Consider the following 18291-nt stretch of genomic DNA (forward strand, 5'->3'; position numbering starts at 1 on the left):
TTGACTATCGAAACTGCGGCACTTTCGCCCAATGGCAGATATGAAGACCCATTACCTGCAGGCAACGGCTTCCAAAAGGGTTGGCGAGCCTATACATCAGGCGCACGGCAATAACAAGGGCGCAAACACAAGAATGGCCGACCGGGATACTGAAATTGATATGAATCATGAATTGACCGCAAAAGAAAGCCGCCAACGCCGTTCGTTGAAGCCACTCAAGAGAGTGGCGCCGTTCCTCGCGCCCTATAAGGGGCTGGTTGCAGGTGCGCTCTTCTCGCTGGTGCTTGCCGCCGTGACGACCCTTGCCGTGCCGGTCGCGTTGCGCCGCATGATCGATCACGGCTTCACCGGTTCGAATGCGATCTTCGTCAATAACTACTTCGGCATGCTCGTGGCGCTGGCGCTCATTCTCGCGCTTGCATCGGGCCTGCGCTACTTCTTCGTGATCTCGCTTGGTGAGCGGGTGGTGGCCGATCTGCGCAATGCGGTCTTTTCGCATGTGACGGCGCTTTCGCCGGAATTTTTCGACCGGTCGCAGTCGGGAGAAATCGTTTCGCGCCTGTCATCCGACACGGTGCAGATCAAGTCTGTGGTCGGCGCGACGGCCTCTGTTGCGCTGCGCAACATGATTCTGGGTGTCGGCGCGCTGGCGATGATGGTTGTCACGAGCCCGAAACTTTCGGCGCTGGTCATCGCGGCCATTCCGGTCATCGTCATTCCGCTTATCGCCTTCGGGCGCTCCGTGCGCCGCCGCTCGCGCATGACACAGGACATGCTGGCGAAGGCCAACGCCTATGCCAGCGAACAGATCGGCGCGATGCGCACATTGCAGGCCTTCACCAACGAGGAAATGGTGGTAGGGCGATTTGGCAGCGCCGTGGAAAAGTCTTTCCAGGCAGCGCGCTCTTCCATTCAGGCCCGCGCGGTTCTGACTGCTTTTGCCATTTTCCTGATCTTCTCCAGCATCGTGGCCGTGCTGTGGTTCGGTTCGCGTGACGTGTTGGCCGGTACGATGTCAGCCGGTACGCTCGGCCAGTTCGTGCTCTATGCCGTATTTGCAGGCAGTTCCTTCGGGGCCTTGTCGGAAGTGGGCGGCGAGCTGGCGCAGGCCGCAGGCGCGACGGAGCGGCTTGTCGAAATTCTTGATGAGCAGCCGGGTATTGCCCCACCTGCGAAGCCCGTTGCCATGCCGGTGCCGCCACGGGGCGAGATCGTGTTCGATTCCGTGCACTTCTCCTATCCGACGCGACCGGATGCGCCGTCGCTCAACGGCGTCAGCTTTACGGTGAAGCCCGGCGAGACGGTTGCGATTGTCGGCCCCTCGGGCGCGGGCAAGAGCACGATCTTCGCGCTCGTCATGCGCTATTATGATCCCCAGTCGGGCAGGATACTCATCGATGGCGTTGCCTTGCCTGATGCCGACCCGCAGGCCGTTCGCGCGCGCATCTCCACCGTGCCGCAGGATGTGGCGATTTTCGCCACCAGCGTGCGCGAAAACATCGCGTTTGGTAGGCCAGGCGCAACCGATGAGGAAATTATGGCAGCGGCAAAAGCCGCCCTCGCGCATGATTTCATCATGGCGCTCGACAAGGGCTATGACACGGAAGTGGGCGAACGCGGGGTGACGCTGTCGGGCGGCCAGCGCCAGCGCATCGCCATCGCGCGGGCAATCCTGCGTGCCGCGCCCATCCTGTTGCTTGACGAGGCGACATCGGCGCTCGATGCTGAAAGCGAAATGCTGGTGCAAAAGGCTCTGGACGGCCTGATGGCTGATCGCACGACACTTGTCGTCGCTCATCGGCTTGCGACCGTGCTCAAGGCCGACCGCATCCTCGTCCTCGACCATGGCCGCATCGTCGAAGAGGGGACGCATCAAACCCTCGTCGAGAAGGGCGGTATCTATGCCCGCCTCGCCAAGCTGCAATTCGATGCGGGGCTAGTGGATTGAATTTGACGTTTGAATCCCGACTGAATGAGATGCTGTTTCAAACGTCAAATTCGAAAAATCCATTAGATACATAAAGTGACAAGAGGTCTTCGTCACCAAATAGACGGGGACGGCTTCTCCCCGTTTATGCTTCTATCTCTCCGTCAGTTTCAGTTCGATGCGGCGGTTCTTGGCGCGGGCATCGGCGGTGTCCGAGGCATCGAGCGGCTGATATTCCCCGAAGCCTGCCGCAACGAGCCGGTTGGCCGGGACGCCATTGGCGATCAGGAATTTGACCACAGCGGTGGCGCGGGCCGATGAAAGCTCCCAATTGTCGCGGAAGCGCCCGGTGCCTGCCAGCGGCACATTATCGGTATGGCCGTCGACACGCAGCACCCAGTTGATGTCGTCCGGGATTTCCTGATTGAGCTGGTTTACCGCATCGGCGAGCTTTTTCATTTCGTCCTGACCGGCGGGATTGATATCAGACGAGCCTGTCGGGAACAGCACTTCCGACTGGAAGACGAAACGGTCGCCGACAATGCGGATATTTTCCTTGTCGGAAAGGATTTCACGCAGACGCCCGAAGAAATCCGACCGGTAGCGGTTCAGTTCCTGCACCCGCTGGGCCAGCGCAACGTTCAGGCGGCGCCCTAGATCGGCGATCTTAGCGTTCGATTCGCGGTCTCGGCTTTCAGAAGCGTTGAGCGCATCTTCAAGTGCGGCGATCTGGCGGCGCAGAGCCGAAATCTGCTGGTTCAGCAGTTCTACCTGACTGAGCGCGCGGGCGCTGACCTGCTTTTCGGCATCAAGGCTCGCCGACAGTTCCCCGGCGCGCTTTTCAGCGGCGGCGCCTGCGCCACTTCCTTCGTTCAACAGGCTTTGCAGACGTGAACGCTCGGTTTCCGCCGTGGACAGCGAGGCTTGCAGATTGGCGATGGTGTCCTGCATGTCCTGCGAATTGCTGCGCTCCAGCGACAGGAGCTGGGTCAGTTCCTGAATCTGGCTGTTGAGGCGGGCAAGCACGCTGTCCTTGTTGTTGACCTCACGGCTGAGCAGGAACTGCGCCAGCACGAAAACGGTCAGCAGGAACATGATTGCCAAGAGCAGCGTCGTCAGGGCATCGACGAAGCCCGGCCAGTAATCGACATGCCTTTGGGTACGGCGGTTGCGAGCAAAAGCCATGGGCCTTACTCCGCCTTGTCCGTGCGGTCGGACTTGCGGTCATGCGGGCGCTCTCCGATGGCCCGGGTGAGGCGGTCGAGCGTCTGGCGGATCGCCTTCTGCTCGTCGGCCTGCTTTTCCACCCAGTCGCGCATGATCTGCTGTTCGCTGCGCATGTTCTTGACGAGGCCCTGTATGCCTTCGGCAAGATTGGCAAGTGCTGCCGTTGTGCGCTGCGTGGATGCATCGCCGCCATGCATGTTCTGCAGGCGATCGGCCAGATTACGGATTTCTTCCGTGCCGCCGTGCTGGTCCGCGTCCGAGCCGAGATCGGTGACGGAGGAAAGCCAGTTTTCCAGTTCCGTATAGAAGCGGTTCTGTGCACGACCCGCTTGCAGGTCGAGGAAGCCTAGGATCAACGAACCGGAAAGGCCGAACAGCGACGACGAAAAAGCCGTGCCCATGCCCGAGAGCGGCGCCTGAAGACCGGCTTTCAGGGCATCGAGAACGTCACCGGTACTGCCCGAATTGGGATCGAGGGTCTGGATAGTCCGACCAATGGAGCCGACGGTTTCCAGAAGGCCCCAGAAGGTGCCGAGAAGGCCAAGAAAGACCAGAAGCCCGATCAGATAGCGCGATATATCGCGGCTTTCGTCAAGGCGGGTCGCGATGGAATCGAGAATCGAGCGCATGGAGGCGGTGGAAAGCGCCATCGACTGGCGACGCCCGATGAGTGCGCGCATCGGCGCCAGCAGTACGGGCGGGCGCGCGGTGCCCTCGCGGTCGCCGTCGCGGAATGAATTGACCCAACGGATTTCCGGCAGAAGCCGGAGCACCTGTCCGAAAGCGAGCAGGATGCCCACCAGCAGAACGCCGAGAATAAGCCCGTTGAGCCCGGGATTGGTGACGAAGAACGTGTGAATCTGCCGCATGAGGATTGCAGCCAGAAAGGCTACAATAATAAGGAAGATCGCCATGGTGAGAATGACAATGCGCGGGCTCGAAAGGCGGTAGGGGTCGTAATCGCGTCCCTCATCCAGACGTTCCCGGGAAAGTCTCAAATCGCTCATGCGTTGCGCTCCATGGTCGCGTGTTTGCACGGGAGCCTACTTCATTAATTCGTGAAGCGGAATCGTCTGGTTACGAAAAAATGAAGGCAGAAATGCTTCAGCGCGCCGCTTTCATGCGACGCGCTGATCCAAAAAGCGAATAATGCTGGGAATATCAGATCGGCTTTTTGATCGTCTTGAGAAGCGCGCCGTGAATGGTTTCGTTGCCGGCGACGATCGAATGATTAGTGAACATATCCTGTCCGCCATTCTTGTCCGAGACGAAACCGCCAGCTTCGCGCACCATCAGGATGCCGGCGCCGAGATCCCACGGATGCATGCCATCTTCCCAGAAGCCGTCCAGGCGGCCGCCAGCGACATAGGCGAGATCGAGCGCGACAGCACCCATGCGGCGGATGCCTGCGGTTTCGGCCATGACATTGCGCAGCTCGACCAGATAATGGCCGTGATGGCCGCGGCCCAGATGCGGGATGCCGGTGCCGATGACGGAATCGACCAGCTTGTTGCGCGATGCGACGCGCAGGCGGCGGTCGTTGAGGAATGCGCCGCCACCGCGTTCTGCGGTGTAAAGCTCGTCCATGGCCGGATTGTAGATGACGCCGGCGACGATCTGTCCCTGACGCTCAAGTGCGATGGAAACAGCAAAAACCGGAATGCCGTGCAGGAAGTTCGTGGTGCCGTCGAGCGGATCGACCAGCCAGCGGTGCTGTCCGTCCTTGGATTCAATCTCGCCGGATTCTTCCATCAGGAAGCCGTAATCCGGGCGGGCGCGGCTCAATTCCGTGTAGACGATCTTTTCGGCGCGGCGGTCTGCCTGGCTGACATAGTCGCCGGGGCCCTTGAGAGAAACCTGAAGATTCTGGACTTCGCCAAAATCGCGAGCGAGGCTGCGGCCGGCCTTCATAGCGGCCTGTACCATAACGTTGAGAAGGGCTGAGCGGGCCATTTCATTGTCCTTGTAAGCACGATCCCTAAGCGTGGAGTTTAAAGAGGATCATGCATTTCGTTAAAAAGAGAGGGCGAACATCCAGCCGCGAACATATACGGCGGACGGTCAGGGAATTGAGCGATCTGAGAAAGAACGGTCGCAAGGATGCGACATGCGGCGCCCCGGCGGGACGCCGCCATAGTCAGAAACGGATCAGGCGCGGCTGACGTAGGTCAGTTCGTTGGTATCGACGATCACGCGTTCGCCCGATTCGATGAATGGCGGAACGAGGATGCGGATACCGTTTTCAAGTACCGCCGGCTTGTAGGACGAAGCGGCGGTCTGGCCCTTGACGACCGGATCGGCTTCGGTGATGGCGAGCGTGACCTGATCCGGCAGGCGGATCCCGATCGGCTTTTCTTCGTAAAGTTCGACAGTGACCATCATGCCGTCCTGCAGGAAGGCGGAGCGGTCGCCGACGAAATCCTTGGCCAGCTCGAGCTGCTCGTAGGATTCCGTGTCCATGAAGATCAGCGCTTCACCCTGTTCGTAGAGGAACGAGAAATCCTTCTGTTCCAGACGAACGCGCTCGACGGTTTCGGCGGCGCGGAAACGTTCGTTGAGCTTGGTGCCGTTGATGAGGTTCTTCAGTTCGACCTGATTGTAGGCGCCGCCCTTGCCGGGCTTGACGGCATTGGTCTTGACTGCAACCCACAGGCCGCCAGCATGTTCGATGACATTGCCGGGGCGGATTTCGTTACCATTGATCTTCATGAGCTTGGTCCGGAATGAAAATGTGAAACTATGTGCGGCCCGGCTTTATTTCGGGGATTGCCTGAGCATCTCATATTCGAGCCGCGATAATCGCGTTTCCAAGACCATAAAACGACGCTTTGTGCAAGCCTGACCACGAAAAGAGGGCCGGTCCGGTTTGAAAAAACCGCTCAAAAATCAGCGGACGCGCAGGTTATTGGCGGTTTCTATGGCTTGCTTGATCTGATCGTCAGCCAGTCCGTCCATCATGTCGTTGAGGTCCGGCGCGCGGAAACCGGCGCGCTGGGCGACGATATACCAGGCGGCCGCCTTCACCAGATCGCCTTCGGTGCCGATGCCATCGCGGTAGAGGCGGGCAAGCCATGCCTGCGCCATAACCATGCCGCGCTGCGCGCCAAGCTGCATCCAGCCGAAACCCTGTTCGTAATTGCGGTCGCCGCCGCGCCCCTCGATCAGCCAGCGGCCAAGGTCGAATTGTGCGGTGTCATAGCCTTGCGCCGCTGCGAGCAGGAGATAGACGCGCGCTTTCTTGTCGTCGCGAGGAATGGTCGGGGTGCCATTGGCGTAAACCTGGCTGACCGCATATTGCGCATCGGCAAGCTTCGCCTCGGCTGCCTTCTCGAACCACGGGAAGGCGAGGTCGAGGCCGGGCTTGCCCGGTGTCTTCACCATCAACATCTGGCCGTAGTTGAACTGCGCCATGGCGTTGCCGCCCTCGGCAGCCTTCTTCATCAGCTCTTCCGCCTTGACGGGGTCTTTCGCGGTATAGGTGCCCTGAAGCAGAAGAGCCGCGTAGCGGAACTGCGCTTCCACAACACCATTATTGGCCGCCTTCTCGTACCATTCTGCTGCCAGTTTCTGGTTGGCGGGAATGCCGAGACCGCGCGCATAAATCTCCGCGATGAGCGTCTGCGAGGCCGGGTCGCCCTTTTCGGCCTGTGGTTTGGCCAGATTGAAGGCGGTCAGATAAAGGCCGCGCTGGAATGCTCCGAAAGCCTCGTCCGCCGGCTTGTCGCCGAAACGGCTCGGATCGATATGCGGCATCGGTTCCGTGGTTGCCGGTTGCGGCAGCATGACCGGCTTGGCAGGCTTGGCAGGCTTGTCGGCCTTCGTGCCCTGATGATTGCCCTGCTTGCCGCTCTTCTGGCCGTGCACCGGCTCGCCGGCTGCCAGAACAGGCAGGACCGGCAGCGCGAAAGACATAACGGCAGCGAGAAGAAATTTGTTCTTCATGGGCATCGGCAAGACCTTGATGAGGTATCAGTTTTCAAAGCGCGGCGCTTTTTCGTCGAGCAGCCGGTTGGCTTCCGCAACAGCCTGCGCCGGGTCTTCGGCGTCGAAGACTGCCCGTCCGAGCGCCACGAAATCCGCGCCGGTTTCGGCGGCCGGGATAATGCTTTCCAGCGCGCTTCCGGCCTGCGCAATGCAGGGTATCTCCACCATCTGCGCCCACCATTCGGCGAGCGACAGGTTGCGCGGATGAGCGTCCGGCTTGTTGTCCGCACCGATTTTTCCGAAGAACACATAGTCGGGCTGCAATTCGCCGATTTCCATCGCACCGTGGCGGTCGCGCAGATTGCCGGTGCCGACAATCATCTTCGGCGTGTGCTTTTCTATCGCTTCGGCCAGATCTGCAGCCTTGCCTTCGATATGGATGCCGTCGGCCCCGACGCGACCTGCAATGCGCGTATCATTGAGGATGAGCGCGGCAGCGCCCTTTTCCTGAATGACCGGGATCGCCTTTTCGGCGGCGGCCTGAAAAGTGGCCTCGTCGAGATCGCCGGTGTCGAGAATGACGCTTGCAACGTCACCGCCCGAAAGCGCAGCCGTCAACAGTTTTGCGAGCGCCGCGCCGTCGGCAAGCGGGGGCGTAACCAGCACGATGCGGCAGCGGTCGGTTTCAGTCTGGTGAGCGGGCGTGTTCATGAACGAAGCCTAACGGGAAAAACGTGATGGAATTCGGGCAATAGAGGCGTTCTGTTTACCGGAAACGGAAGCGGCTCTCTATCTATTTGTTTTATCGCATTTATGCGACGCAACCGCGCTTCGGCAAGTATTCATTGGCGAAACACGTTCCCGGTCAGGCCAGTCCGGACTGGCATAATGTTATCCACTGGAACGAAAGTTGATCGGAACCAACCCGGTTCTGCACGAATTTACGGATATATAACCCACACCAAGACCGGGCACTGAACGCCCCGGCAGAACGTGTGAAACCGTTCCGGCCCCCCATCCGGAATGACACGAAGAAGATTGGAAAGTCCTCGCAATCCCAAGTGCAGGTGCTTTCCTTCAAGGATAGGCAGGCTGGTAAATGAATATTGCGACCGCTGGAGAAGCGATGCACGCACCCAATGCGAAAATGCGCGATACGCGCATTGACGTGTTCCGTGCGCTCGCGCTGCTAACGATCTTCATCAACCATGTACCCGGCACGATCTACGAGAATCTCACACACAGGAATCTCGGATTTTCCGATTCGGCCGAAGCCTTCGTGCTGATTTCCGGCATGGCCGTCGCGCTTGCCTATGGATCGAAGTTCGCTCCCGGCAATCGCCTGCTTCTGTCGCTCAAGATGTGGCGCCGCGCCGGTGTGCTCTATACCGCGCATATCATGACGACCATGGCGACCATCGCCATCTTCGCGGCCGCTGCCCTTTTCCTTAAGCGTTCGGAACTCCTGACGCAGATCAACATCGCTCCGCTGGTCAAGCATCCGGTCGAAGCGTTGTTCGGCATCGTCACGATGGGCCACCAGCTCGGCTATAACAACATTCTGTCCATGTACGCCGTGATGCTCGTCCTGACCCCGGTCCTGCTTCTGCTGGCGCGCATCAGCCTGCCGCTGATGCTTGGCGTTTCCGGCACGGTCTGGTTCCTCTCGGGCCTCTATCACGTGGCACCGGTCAATTATCCGACCGAGGGCGTCTGGTTCCTCAATCCGCTGTCCTGGCAGTTCCTGTTCGCAATCGGTATCGCAGGCGTGATGCATGTGCGTCGCGGAGGCGAACTGCCGAAGCATCCGTTGCTGATCGGCCTTGCGGTCGGCTATCTGGTGCTGGCGCTGGCGTGGGTGCGCATCCCGCTCTGGGGTATCGATGCATCGATGGGAATGCCGATGGTCATCACCGGCTTCGACAAGACGTTCCTGTCGGGTCCCCGCCTGCTGCACGTGCTGGCCATTGCCTATCTTATTGCCGTGGTCCCCACGCTGAACAACATCGCCCGCACTGCGCCCGACAATCCGCTCGCCATTCTCGGCAAGCATTCGCTGCCGGTCTTCATTGCCGGTACGCTGCTGGCGATGGTGGCACAGGTGATGAAGCTGGTGAACCCCGGCGGCCTGCCATATGACACGCTGCTGATCGCAACCGGCATCGTGATGCAATTCGCATTGGCCTATTATCTGGAATGGCTGCCGACCATCGGCTGGAGCAAGAAGGGCGCAGCCGCTTCGGCCAAGCCCGGCGTTCCCGCTGCCGAACCCGTCAAGATGCAGCTCGCCTCAAGCGGAAAGCCTGCGATGCAGCGATATTGACCACGGATAAGCCGGGCGCTTCGGGCGGCTTTTCTTTCGGCCGAAGCGCGGAATCGTTTGAGATTATCCACAGAGCGGAGCGGAAATTAACCATTCATTAATCTTAAGAATGTTAAATGGTTTACATCCAGTTCGGCTGGATTCTTACCGAGTGGTTTAGCCACTCTGTTTGACGCCTCCCTGTTAAACTCCTGAGAGCCGCCCTTGCGGCTCTTTTTTTATGCGCTTTTTGCTGCACATCCCGGAAATGTCGGCTTTCCACGCGCCGCCACGTGGAACGAAATCAACTGCCGATCCGTTCTATTTGCGGACTTTCTTTAAAAGCCCCTGAAAATGTTAACCGAACGTTAAACATAAACTTGCGCGACGGTGCATGAAAGTGCAGTTTGTCGTGGACTTGTTTAGCACAGCTGTTCCGTCTCAGCCTCCCCCATGGTCGAACAGCGGTTCAATGGTTTCATTCGTATCCGTCCGGCAAATCCCACCGGAGGGCTACGGCAACGGAATGGGCCGCCGATGCCGGCGGTCATGCAAGGTGGCAGAGCAGTGATTAGCGAACAGGGTCAGATGCCGAGCAATATGATCAGCCTCGCGGAGCGCATGGTCTTCTCGGATTCGTTCAAGCCGATCTATACGCAAGGCATGGATATGGTCGAGGAAGCCGCAAGCTACCTTGATGGCGAAGGCCGTGAGGATGCGCGCAATCTGTCGCGCGTGGCCGCGACGCTCTATGCCGCCGAATCGATGCGGCTGACCACGCGCCTGATGCAGATTGCGTCCTGGCTGCTGCTCCAGCGCGCCGCGCGCAGCGGAGAAATGTCCCGCCAGCAGGTTTCCGCCGAAAAGGCCAAGGTGCGCCTCGACACTCCGTCCGCGGGTGAAGCCGCCCAGGGCTGGTCCGAACTGCCCGCCGCCTTCGTGGAACTGGTTGAACGCTCGATGCGCCTTCAGGCCCGCGTGCGCCGGATGGACCGCGAGGTCTACGGTGAGGTGGTTTCGCTGCAGGGCATCCCGCGCGGCAATCCGGTTTCCGAACAGATCGTGTTGCTGAAAACTGCTTTCGGTGCTTCCTGACATTGAATAACCATTGAGCATCCGCGCCCTTCGGGGCGCATGTTTCTCTTTTGTTCACTTTTCTGCTGTCAAGTGAATCCGTCTGAGGATAGGGTTCGCTTATGAAAGAAACGATTCGCATCATTGGTATCGATCCAGGCCTGCGCCGCACCGGCTGGGGCATTGTCGAATCGCTTGGCAATTCACTGCATTTCATCGGCTCGGGGACTGTGACCTCGAATGCCGAGATGGATCTCGCATCGCGCCTCTGCCAGCTCCATGAAGGGCTTTCCAAAGTCCTGCATGAATTCATGCCGCACGAGGCGGCGGTCGAACACACTTTCGTCAACAAGGACGCAACGGCGACATTGAAGCTTGGTCAGGCGCGGGGCATTGCCTTGCTGGCTCCGGCGCAAGCTGGCCTGCCTGTTGCCGAATATGCGCCGAATGCCGTGAAGAAGGCGGTTATCGGCGTCGGACACGGTGAAAAGCAGCAGATTCACATGATGGTGAAAGTGCTGATGCCGCGTGCATCGTTCGATACGAGCGATGCCGCCGATGCGCTTGCCATTGCCATTTGCCATGCGCACCATCGGCAGAGCATTGTAAGCGCCCGCCGGATGCAGGCGCTGTTAGCGGGGTGAGACCAGAATGATCGGCAAGCTTAAAGGCGTGATCGATGAAATCGCCGAGGATCATGCGGTCATCGATGTGCATGGGGTCGGCTATGTCGCGTTCTGCTCGGCGCGGACACTGGGCAATCTCGGTGGCGCGGGCGAGGCGGCGGTGCTGTTCATCGAAACCTATGTCCGCGAGGACATGATCCGCCTTTACGGATTTGCCAATCAGCTTGAGCGCGAATGGTTCCGCCTGTTGCAGAATGTGCAGGGCGTCGGCGCCAAGGTGGCGCTTGCGGTGCTTGGCACGCTGTCGCCGTCCGAACTCGCCAATGCGATCGCATTGCGCGATATCGCGATGGTGTCGCGCGCGCCGGGCGTCGGCAAGAAGGTTGCAGAGCGCATCGTGACTGAACTGAAGAACAAGGCGCCTGCCTTTGCCGGCGATGCGAGCGGCACGATCGGGCTCAAGCAGGAACTTGGCGCGGGTGCCGCGCCTGCACCGGTGGCCGATGCGGTGTCGGCGCTTTCCAATCTCGGTTATTCCCGGGATCAGGCAGCCAATGCCGTTGCAGCCGCACTGAAAGAGGCGGGAGAGAATGCCGATTCGGCAAAGCTCATCAGGCTGGGTTTGAAGGAATTGTCGCGGTGAGAGCCTGTTCCAAAAGTCGCCACGCCGGTCTGCAAACGGCGCTTTCCTGCGTTCCGGTGCTCATGTACATGAAGTACACTCCGCTCCGGTACTCGAAAATCGCCATTTTCGCCACGGCCTGCCGCTTTTTGATTCAGGCTCTGCGCAGCTTGCCTGAACATGATGTTCGTGCGAGGAGGAAGGCATGAGCGACCGCAACCCTCTCATCAATCCCGACAGCCGCGCAGATGAAGACAATACGCTGCGCCCGCAGATGCTCGACGATTTCGTCGGCCAGGCGGCGGCGCGCGCCAATCTGAAAGTTTTCATCGAAGCGGCCAAGGTGCGGGGTGAGGCGCTTGACCACGTGCTGTTCGTTGGCCCTCCGGGTCTCGGCAAGACGACATTGGCGCAGATCATGGCCAAGGAACTGGGCGTCAATTTCCGTTCCACGTCTGGCCCGGTCATTGCCAAGGCGGGCGACCTTGCAGCACTTTTGACCAATCTCGAAGAGCGCGACGTTCTTTTCATCGATGAAATTCATCGCCTGAGCCCGGCAGTGGAAGAAATCCTCTATCCCGCCATGGAGGATTTTCAGCTCGATCTCATCATTGGTGAAGGCCCTGCCGCCCGTTCGGTGAAGATCGATCTTGCCAAGTTTACGCTCGTTGCGGCAACGACCCGTCTCGGCCTTTTGACCACGCCATTGCGCGATCGCTTCGGCATTCCGGTGAGGCTCAACTTCTATACGGTCGAGGAACTGGAATATATTGTGCGCCGTGGCGCGCGCATCATGCAGATGGGTATTTCGCCGGATGGTGCGCTGGAAGTGGCGCGACGTTCGCGCGGCACCCCGCGCATCGCCGGGCGGCTGTTGCGCCGCGTTCGCGATTTTGCGCTGGTGGCGGGCGCCGACGTCATCGATCGCAAGATAGCCGATGAGGCATTGTCGCGTCTTGAGGTGGACAATCGCGGACTGGACCAGCTCGACCGGCGCTATCTCAATATCATCGCGCGCAATTTCGGTGGCGGGCCGGTGGGGATCGAAACCATCGCTGCCGGTCTGTCCGAGCCGCGTGACGCGATTGAAGACATTATCGAACCCTATCTGATTCAGCAGGGTTTCCTGCAACGCACGCCGCGCGGCCGGGTCCTGACCGCCGTTGCATGGCAGCATCTCGGATTGCCTGCGCCCGCTGAAATCATCCAGCAGTCGCAATACGGCCTCTTCATGGAAGACGAATGACGGAACGACAGGAACAATTGGCGCAGGCTGCCGTATCGGGCGAACTGAAGGACGGCGCGCATCTGCTCTATGCACGCATTTATTATGCCGATACGGATTTTTCCGGCTTCGTCTATCACGGCCGCTATCTGGAATTCTACGAACGCGGGCGCACGGACTTTCTGCGCTTGCAGGACGTTCACCATATCGAGCTGGCGGAAGGCGCGCTTGGCGAAGAAATGGTGTGGGTCGTTCGCCGCATGGAGATCGACTACAAATCGCCGGCGAAGATGGACGACCTCATCCTGATCGAAACCCGCGTCAGCGAAATTCGCGGGGCACGGGTCATCATGGCGCAGAAGATCACCTGTGGAGAGCGGCTGCTTTCGGAAGCGAAGGTGGAAGCCGTAATGATTACCAAGGAGGGCCATCCGCGCCGCATTCCCGATGAATGGCGAGAGGCCTTCACCAACAGCCGCAAGGGCTGAGCTGCGGATTATTCCGCCCGAAATCGTTTCCACTTTTTTGGGGTGCGTTCTATTTAGGCAAATGCTAACGCATCTTTAACCATAATATTCCATTAATCACCCTGACGGAATCGGTAGAGAGGCTGGCTGACAGCGCAGCGCCTTCCTTTCACCAAAATTAACCGTAACAAGCGCCTGATGGATTTAAAGTTGAAATCCGGGATGGCGGTTGCGGTGCGAAGTGTCGGCCGCTCGTCGGGCAGGTACGGCTTCACGTTGAAAAGCTGCGCAAGGTTAGAGTGTCTGTTTTCAGACGCTGGGTAACGGATTTGCGATACCGCCCGGTCATGTGGCCGGGCGTTTGGATTCGAGGACGGTAGATCGATGGAAAATGTTGCGTTAGCGGCCCCCGCCGCCGATGTTACCCTCTGGGGCCTGTTCATGCAGGCGAACTGGGTCGTCAAGCTGGTTATGCTTGGCCTGCTGTTCGCTTCAATCTGGACCTGGGCTATCATCGTGGACAAGACGATTGCTTACGGACGGGCGCGGCGCGCGATTGATCGCTTCGAGCAGACGTTCTGGTCCGGCCAGTCGCTGGAAGAACTTTACCGCAATCTCGGCGAACGCCGCACCACCGGCATGGCATCCATCTTCATGGCCGCAATGCGCGAGTGGAAGAAATCATTCGAAAAGGGCGCGCGTTCCCCCATCGGTCTCCAGATGCGTATCGACAAGGCCATGGACGTGGCGCTGGCGCGTGAAGGCGAAAAGCTGGAATCGCGACTGGGCTTTCTGGCAACCATCGGCTCTGCAGCTCCCTTCATCGGCCTGTTCGGCACGGTTGTTGGTATCATGACCTCGTTCCAGGCAATTGCAGCCTCCAAGAACACCAGCCTTGCCGTTGTTGCGCCGGGTATCGCCGAAGCGCTTCTTGCAACGGCCATCGGCCTTCTCGCCGCTATTCCTGCCGTTATCGCATACAACAAGCTGTCTGCGGATGCCGGCAAGATCGGCGGGCGGCTGGAAGGTTTTGCGGACGAGTTTTCCGCCATACTGTCGCGCCAAATTGATGAGAAGCTGACGCCGCGTAATTAAGCGGCATCAAGCATCGAGTGTAGTTTCAGCCTTCGGGAATCTTGCAATGGGCATGTCGGTCGGAAATCAGGGAATGCAGTCGGGCGGACGCCGCAGGCGCGGCCGCAAGAAGGCATTGATGAGCGAAATCAACGTGACGCCGTTCGTCGACGTGATGCTCGTTCTCCTCATCATCTTCATGGTTTCCGCGCCTCTTCTGACGGTCGGCGTGCCGATCGACCTGCCCGATACGCAGGCCAAGGCCATGAACGCCGACACGCAGCCGATCACCGTTTCGGTCAACAGCGAGGGCAAGATCTACCTGCAGGAAACCGAAATCCCGATCGAAGAAGTGGTGCCGAAACTCCAGGCCATCGCCAAGACGGGCTATGAGGAGCGCATTTTCGTGCGCGGTGACAAGGCTGCCGATTACGGCACCGTCATGAAAGTCATGGCCCGCATTTCCGCCGCCGGTTTCAAGAATATCGGCCTTGTGACCCTCCAGGAGCAGGATAGCTGACGCCATCATGAAGGCTGGCCTGACATCTTCTGTTGCCTTGCATGCCGTTGCGGTCGCGCTGGCAGTGGTTTCGTTTTCCTCGCCGAAGGCTTTCGACGTGCAGGATTCGGAATCGTTCCCGGTCGATATCGTACCGATTGAATCGCTGACGCAGATCCAGCAGGGCGAAAAGACTGCGCCTATGAAGGAAAAGTCGGCTCCCGTGCCGACAACCAAACCGCAGACAGTTCCTAACGCCGAGAATTTCGGCGATCAGGATATCGACACCAAGACACCACCGAAGCCTGACCCGAAGGCCAAGCCGATCGAGGCAGCGGAAGAGCCGAAGGCGCAGCCGGAGCCGGTGAAAAAGCCCGAACCGAAGCCGGAGCCTAAACCGGAACCGAAGCCCGAGCCCAAGCCGACGCCGGTTCCCGCGACGGAAGTGCAGACCAAGCCGGTGGAAAAACAGGAAGTGAAGCCCGATCCGGTGGCGGAAGCCATCGACAAGCAGGCTGAATCGCCCGACGCCCAGACGCCGAAGCTGCCGGACAAGTTCCCCGCACCGGAAGCCAAGCCGAAGCCGCCGCAGGCGCAGACCGCCAAGACGCCGGATCGCAAGCCGACCGAGGAAAAGAAGCCGACGCAGAGCGCGTCCCAGTCGTCGCAGTCCAAGAACGATGCGATTGCAGACGAGGTTGCGGCCCTTCTCAACAAGCAGAAGGCGGCAGGCGGCGGCGCCAAGCGGTCCACCGATCAGGCATCGCTGGGCGGCAAGAAGAATACCGGCGGCTCCAAGCTCAGCCAGAGCGAAATGGACGCGCTGCGCGGTGCGATTTCAAAGTGCTGGAACGTTCCCGCCGGTGTGGCGGACGCGCCGGGGCTGATCGTAACCGTCAAGATGAAGCTGAACCAGGACGGCTCCATTCAGGGCGTTCCGGAGGTGACATCGGGCGGCGGCGGCGATGGTGTGGGGCGAGCAGCAGCCGAGAGCGCCAAGCGCGCTGTCGCACGCTGCGCACCGTACAATCTGCCAGTCGACAAATATGATTCATGGTCGGAAGTGATCGTCAATTTCGACCCGAGCGAAATGTTCTGACCGGGTTTCCGGTCGCCAACCACTGCAAGGACAAAGAGGTCCCAGAAGACATGAAAATCGGCATCATCAATACAAAGATCCGGACGGTCTTTTCGGCTTTCGCGTGTATGATTGCCGCAAGCCTTGTCTGCACCATGCCGGCGCGCGCCGTCGTGGAAATCAACATCAACAAGGGTGTGATCGAGCCGCTGCCGATCGCCATCACCGATTTCCTTTCGGCCGACCAGCTCGGACCGAATATCACCTCGGTCATAGCGGCTGACCTGGAACGGTCGGGCCTGTTCGCACCTATCGACAAGGGCGCCTTCATCGAGAAGATTTCCAACCCGGACGCGGCTCCGCGTTTCGAGGACTGGAAGGTCATCAACGCGCAGGCGCTCGTCACGGGCCGTATCACCAAGCAGCCGGATGGCCGTCTCAAGGCCGAGTTCCGCCTGTGGGATACGTTCGGCGGCCAGCAGATGATCGGCCAGCAGTTCTTCACCACGCCGGACAACTGGCGCCGCGTCGCCCACATCATCGCCGATGCGATCTATGAGCGCCTGACCGGTGAAAAGGGCTATTTCGATACGCGCGTCGTTTTCGTCGACGAATCCGGTCCGGCACAGAAGCGCGTGAAGCGTCTGGCCATCATGGATCAGGACGGCGCCAATGTGCGTTATATTTCGGACGGCCGCGCCATTTCCCTGACGCCGCGTTTCTCGCCGAACCGTCAGGAAGTCACCTATATGTCTTATGAAGGCGGTACGCCGAAGGTGTATCTGCTGCAGCTGGAAACCGGCCAGCGCGAGCTCGTCGGCAACTTTCCCGGCATGACCATTGCTCCGCGTTTCTCGCCCGATGGCCAGAAGGTCGTGATGAGCCTGCTCCAGGACGATGGCAGCGCCAACATCTACACCATGGACCTGCGCAACCGTTCGACCACGCGCCTGACCAACAGCCAGGCCATCGACACCGGCGCGTCCTATTCGCCGGACGGCTCGCAGATTGTGTTCACCTCGGACCGCGGCGGTCGCCCGCAGCTCTATGTGATGGGTGCAGACGGCTCCAACCCGCGCCGCATCTCGATGGGCGACGGCAGCTATTCCACGCCGGTCTGGTCTCCGCGCGGCGATCTCATCGCCTTCACCAAGCAGTCGCAGGGCCAGTTCTCCATCGGCGTGATGAAGACCGATGGTTCCGGCGAACGCCTCCTGACCTCCGGCTTCCACAATGAAGGTCCGACCTGGGCTCCGAACGGTCGCGTGCTGATGTTCTTCCGCAAGGCGGCAGGGGCAGGTGGTCCGAAGCTGTTCACCATCGACCTGACCGGCCGTAACGAGCGCCAGATCCAGACGCCGAACTTCGCGTCCGATCCGGCATGGTCGCCGCTGCTCGAATAGAGCGTTTCGACGATTCAGTTGAACTGGAAATGCTCCGGTTATGGAAAGTGAAGGCGCGAAACCGGTGTTTCGCGCCTTTTTCATGGCAATGCGCCACAATCCTTGCCGGAAAGCCGTGTTTCTGCCGTATTTTGCCCCCAAGGGCTGAGGCAGCAAGAAAATATTAACCATACTTCTTGAGCCTGTCTTAACCTCAATATGATTATTGGATGGTTACGCAGGAACATCAAATCTTAAGGAGCTCCGGCCCATGCGCCGTATCCAGTCGATTGCACGTAGCCCGATCGCTATCGCCCTTTTCATGTCGCTCGCCGTTGCCGGCTGTGCGTCCAAGAAGAACCTTCCGAACAATGCCGGTGATCTGGGTCTCGGTGCAGGCGCCGCAACGCCAGGTTCCGCACAGGACTTCACGGTCAATGTCGGCGATCGCATCTTCTTCGATCTCGATTCTTCGCTGATCCGCGCCGATGCACAGCAGACGCTTTCCAAGCAGGCCCAGTGGCTGCAGCGTTACCCGCAGTACTCGATCACGATCGAAGGCCATGCCGACGAACGCGGTACGCGTGAGTACAACCTCGCTCTCGGCCAGCGTCGTGCAGCCGCCACCCGCGACTTCCTCGCTTCGCGCGGCGTGCCGACCAACCGTATGCGCACCATCTCCTACGGCAACGAACGTCCGGTCGCAGTCTGCGACGCCGACTCGTGCTGGTCGCAGAACCGCCGCGCCGTTACCGTTCTCAACGGTGCGGGCAGCTGATCTGCCAATATCAGATAGTATTACGGAAAAGCGGCTTTCGGGCCGCTTTTTTCGTTTCGGGCCGATTGTTTGGGCGTTTCGACAAA

Annotated in this window: 18 protein-coding genes and 1 pseudogene; 13 read left to right on the forward strand and 6 right to left on the reverse strand. The window is 59.6% G+C overall.

The genetic code is table 11. From position 1 onward, the window contains the following. The first annotated feature begins 31 nt into the window (after nucleotides 1–31). Nucleotides 32–1948: an ABC transporter transmembrane domain-containing protein gene (locus ACOWVS_RS15095; protein ID WP_063620131.1), complete on the forward strand. Its 1917-nt coding sequence runs from the start codon at nucleotides 32–34 to the stop codon at nucleotides 1946–1948. Between the two features lie 132 nt (nucleotides 1949–2080). On the opposite strand, the gene ACOWVS_RS15100 is transcribed toward ACOWVS_RS15095, so the two are convergent. From ACOWVS_RS15100 to ACOWVS_RS15125, 6 genes are all read right to left on the reverse strand, one after another. After that, nucleotides 2081–3112 carry a peptidoglycan -binding protein gene (locus ACOWVS_RS15100; RefSeq protein WP_063620130.1) on the reverse strand — a complete coding sequence of 344 codons (1032 nt, stop codon included), beginning with the start codon at nucleotides 3110–3112 and terminating at the stop codon, nucleotides 2081–2083. 5 nt (nucleotides 3113–3117) lie between these two features. Next, nucleotides 3118–4161: a MotA/TolQ/ExbB proton channel family protein gene (locus ACOWVS_RS15105; protein ID WP_006473228.1), complete on the reverse strand. Its 1044-nt coding sequence runs from the start codon at nucleotides 4159–4161 to the stop codon at nucleotides 3118–3120. 154 nt (nucleotides 4162–4315) lie between these two features. Continuing rightward, complete coding sequence (locus ACOWVS_RS15110) at nucleotides 4316–5107, reverse strand: inositol monophosphatase family protein (RefSeq protein ID WP_006467726.1); 792 nt, start codon at nucleotides 5105–5107, stop codon at nucleotides 4316–4318. A 195-nt stretch (nucleotides 5108–5302) separates the two neighbouring features. Beyond that, the gene (efp, locus tag ACOWVS_RS15115; RefSeq protein WP_006467724.1) at nucleotides 5303–5863 is read right to left on the reverse strand and encodes an elongation factor P; all 561 of its coding nucleotides are present in this window, start codon (nucleotides 5861–5863) and stop codon (nucleotides 5303–5305) included. 177 nt (nucleotides 5864–6040) lie between these two features. Continuing rightward, entirely contained in the window at nucleotides 6041–7096 is a 1056-nt protein-coding gene (locus ACOWVS_RS15120) for a tetratricopeptide repeat protein (RefSeq protein ID WP_063620129.1), read from the reverse strand. A gap of 27 nt (nucleotides 7097–7123) precedes the next feature. Further along, the gene (locus ACOWVS_RS15125) at nucleotides 7124–7789 is read right to left on the reverse strand and encodes a thiamine phosphate synthase (RefSeq protein WP_063620128.1); all 666 of its coding nucleotides are present in this window, start codon (nucleotides 7787–7789) and stop codon (nucleotides 7124–7126) included. 415 nt (nucleotides 7790–8204) lie between these two features. Here ACOWVS_RS15125 and ACOWVS_RS15130 point away from each other — a divergent pair, with 415 nt between their 5' ends. The 12 genes and pseudogenes from ACOWVS_RS15130 (at nucleotide 8205) to pal (ending at nucleotide 18205) form a co-directional block, all read left to right on the forward strand. After that, on the forward strand, nucleotides 8205–9401 hold the full coding sequence (locus ACOWVS_RS15130) for an OpgC family protein (protein ID WP_063620127.1): 1197 nt from the start codon (nucleotides 8205–8207) through the stop codon (nucleotides 9399–9401). Nucleotides 9402–9968: 567 nt separating this feature from the next. Beyond that, nucleotides 9969–10475 (forward strand): DUF1465 family protein, encoded by a 507-nt coding sequence (locus ACOWVS_RS15135; protein WP_006473324.1) that lies wholly within the window; start codon nucleotides 9969–9971, stop codon nucleotides 10473–10475. Nucleotides 10476–10576: 101 nt separating this feature from the next. After that, nucleotides 10577–11098, forward strand: a complete 522-nt coding sequence (gene ruvC, locus ACOWVS_RS15140) for a crossover junction endodeoxyribonuclease RuvC (protein WP_002964793.1) — start codon at nucleotides 10577–10579, stop codon at nucleotides 11096–11098. 7 nt (nucleotides 11099–11105) lie between these two features. Further along, on the forward strand, nucleotides 11106–11723 hold the full coding sequence (gene ruvA / locus ACOWVS_RS15145; RefSeq protein ID WP_025090967.1) for a Holliday junction branch migration protein RuvA: 618 nt from the start codon (nucleotides 11106–11108) through the stop codon (nucleotides 11721–11723). Further along, nucleotides 11720–11869 (forward strand): annotated as a pseudogene (locus ACOWVS_RS15150) (flagellar basal body P-ring protein FlgI); the annotation flags it as partial. The gene ruvA and the pseudogene ACOWVS_RS15150, both read left to right, overlap by 4 nt. A 38-nt stretch (nucleotides 11870–11907) precedes the next feature. Beyond that, nucleotides 11908–12948: a Holliday junction branch migration DNA helicase RuvB gene (gene ruvB / locus ACOWVS_RS15155; RefSeq protein ID WP_006467716.1), complete on the forward strand. Its 1041-nt coding sequence runs from the start codon at nucleotides 11908–11910 to the stop codon at nucleotides 12946–12948. Beyond that, nucleotides 12945–13415, forward strand: coding sequence for a YbgC/FadM family acyl-CoA thioesterase (locus ACOWVS_RS15160; RefSeq protein WP_063620126.1), 471 nt, complete (start codon nucleotides 12945–12947; stop codon nucleotides 13413–13415). The genes ruvB and ACOWVS_RS15160 overlap by 4 nt, the downstream gene beginning before the upstream one ends. Before the next feature lie 363 nt (nucleotides 13416–13778). Then, a complete protein-coding gene (tolQ, locus tag ACOWVS_RS15165; RefSeq protein WP_006467714.1) occupies nucleotides 13779–14489 on the forward strand; it encodes a protein TolQ in 711 nt (236 codons plus the stop codon). A gap of 46 nt (nucleotides 14490–14535) precedes the next feature. Next, a complete protein-coding gene (gene tolR / locus ACOWVS_RS15170) occupies nucleotides 14536–14988 on the forward strand; it encodes a protein TolR (RefSeq protein WP_006467713.1) in 453 nt (150 codons plus the stop codon). A 7-nt stretch (nucleotides 14989–14995) separates the two neighbouring features. Beyond that, nucleotides 14996–16066: a hypothetical protein gene (locus ACOWVS_RS15175; RefSeq protein WP_075042030.1), complete on the forward strand. Its 1071-nt coding sequence runs from the start codon at nucleotides 14996–14998 to the stop codon at nucleotides 16064–16066. A gap of 50 nt (nucleotides 16067–16116) precedes the next feature. Beyond that, nucleotides 16117–17448, forward strand: coding sequence for a Tol-Pal system beta propeller repeat protein TolB (gene tolB / locus ACOWVS_RS15180; RefSeq protein ID WP_006473325.1), 1332 nt, complete (start codon nucleotides 16117–16119; stop codon nucleotides 17446–17448). Nucleotides 17449–17698: 250 nt separating this feature from the next. Then, nucleotides 17699–18205: a peptidoglycan-associated lipoprotein Pal gene (gene pal / locus ACOWVS_RS15185; RefSeq protein WP_006473326.1), complete on the forward strand. Its 507-nt coding sequence runs from the start codon at nucleotides 17699–17701 to the stop codon at nucleotides 18203–18205. Nucleotides 18206–18291 lie beyond the last annotated feature (86 nt).

Source organism: Brucella sp. IR068 (assembly GCF_049065885.1).
In the GTDB taxonomy this organism is placed as follows: Bacteria; Pseudomonadota; Alphaproteobacteria; order Rhizobiales; family Rhizobiaceae; genus Brucella; species Brucella intermedia.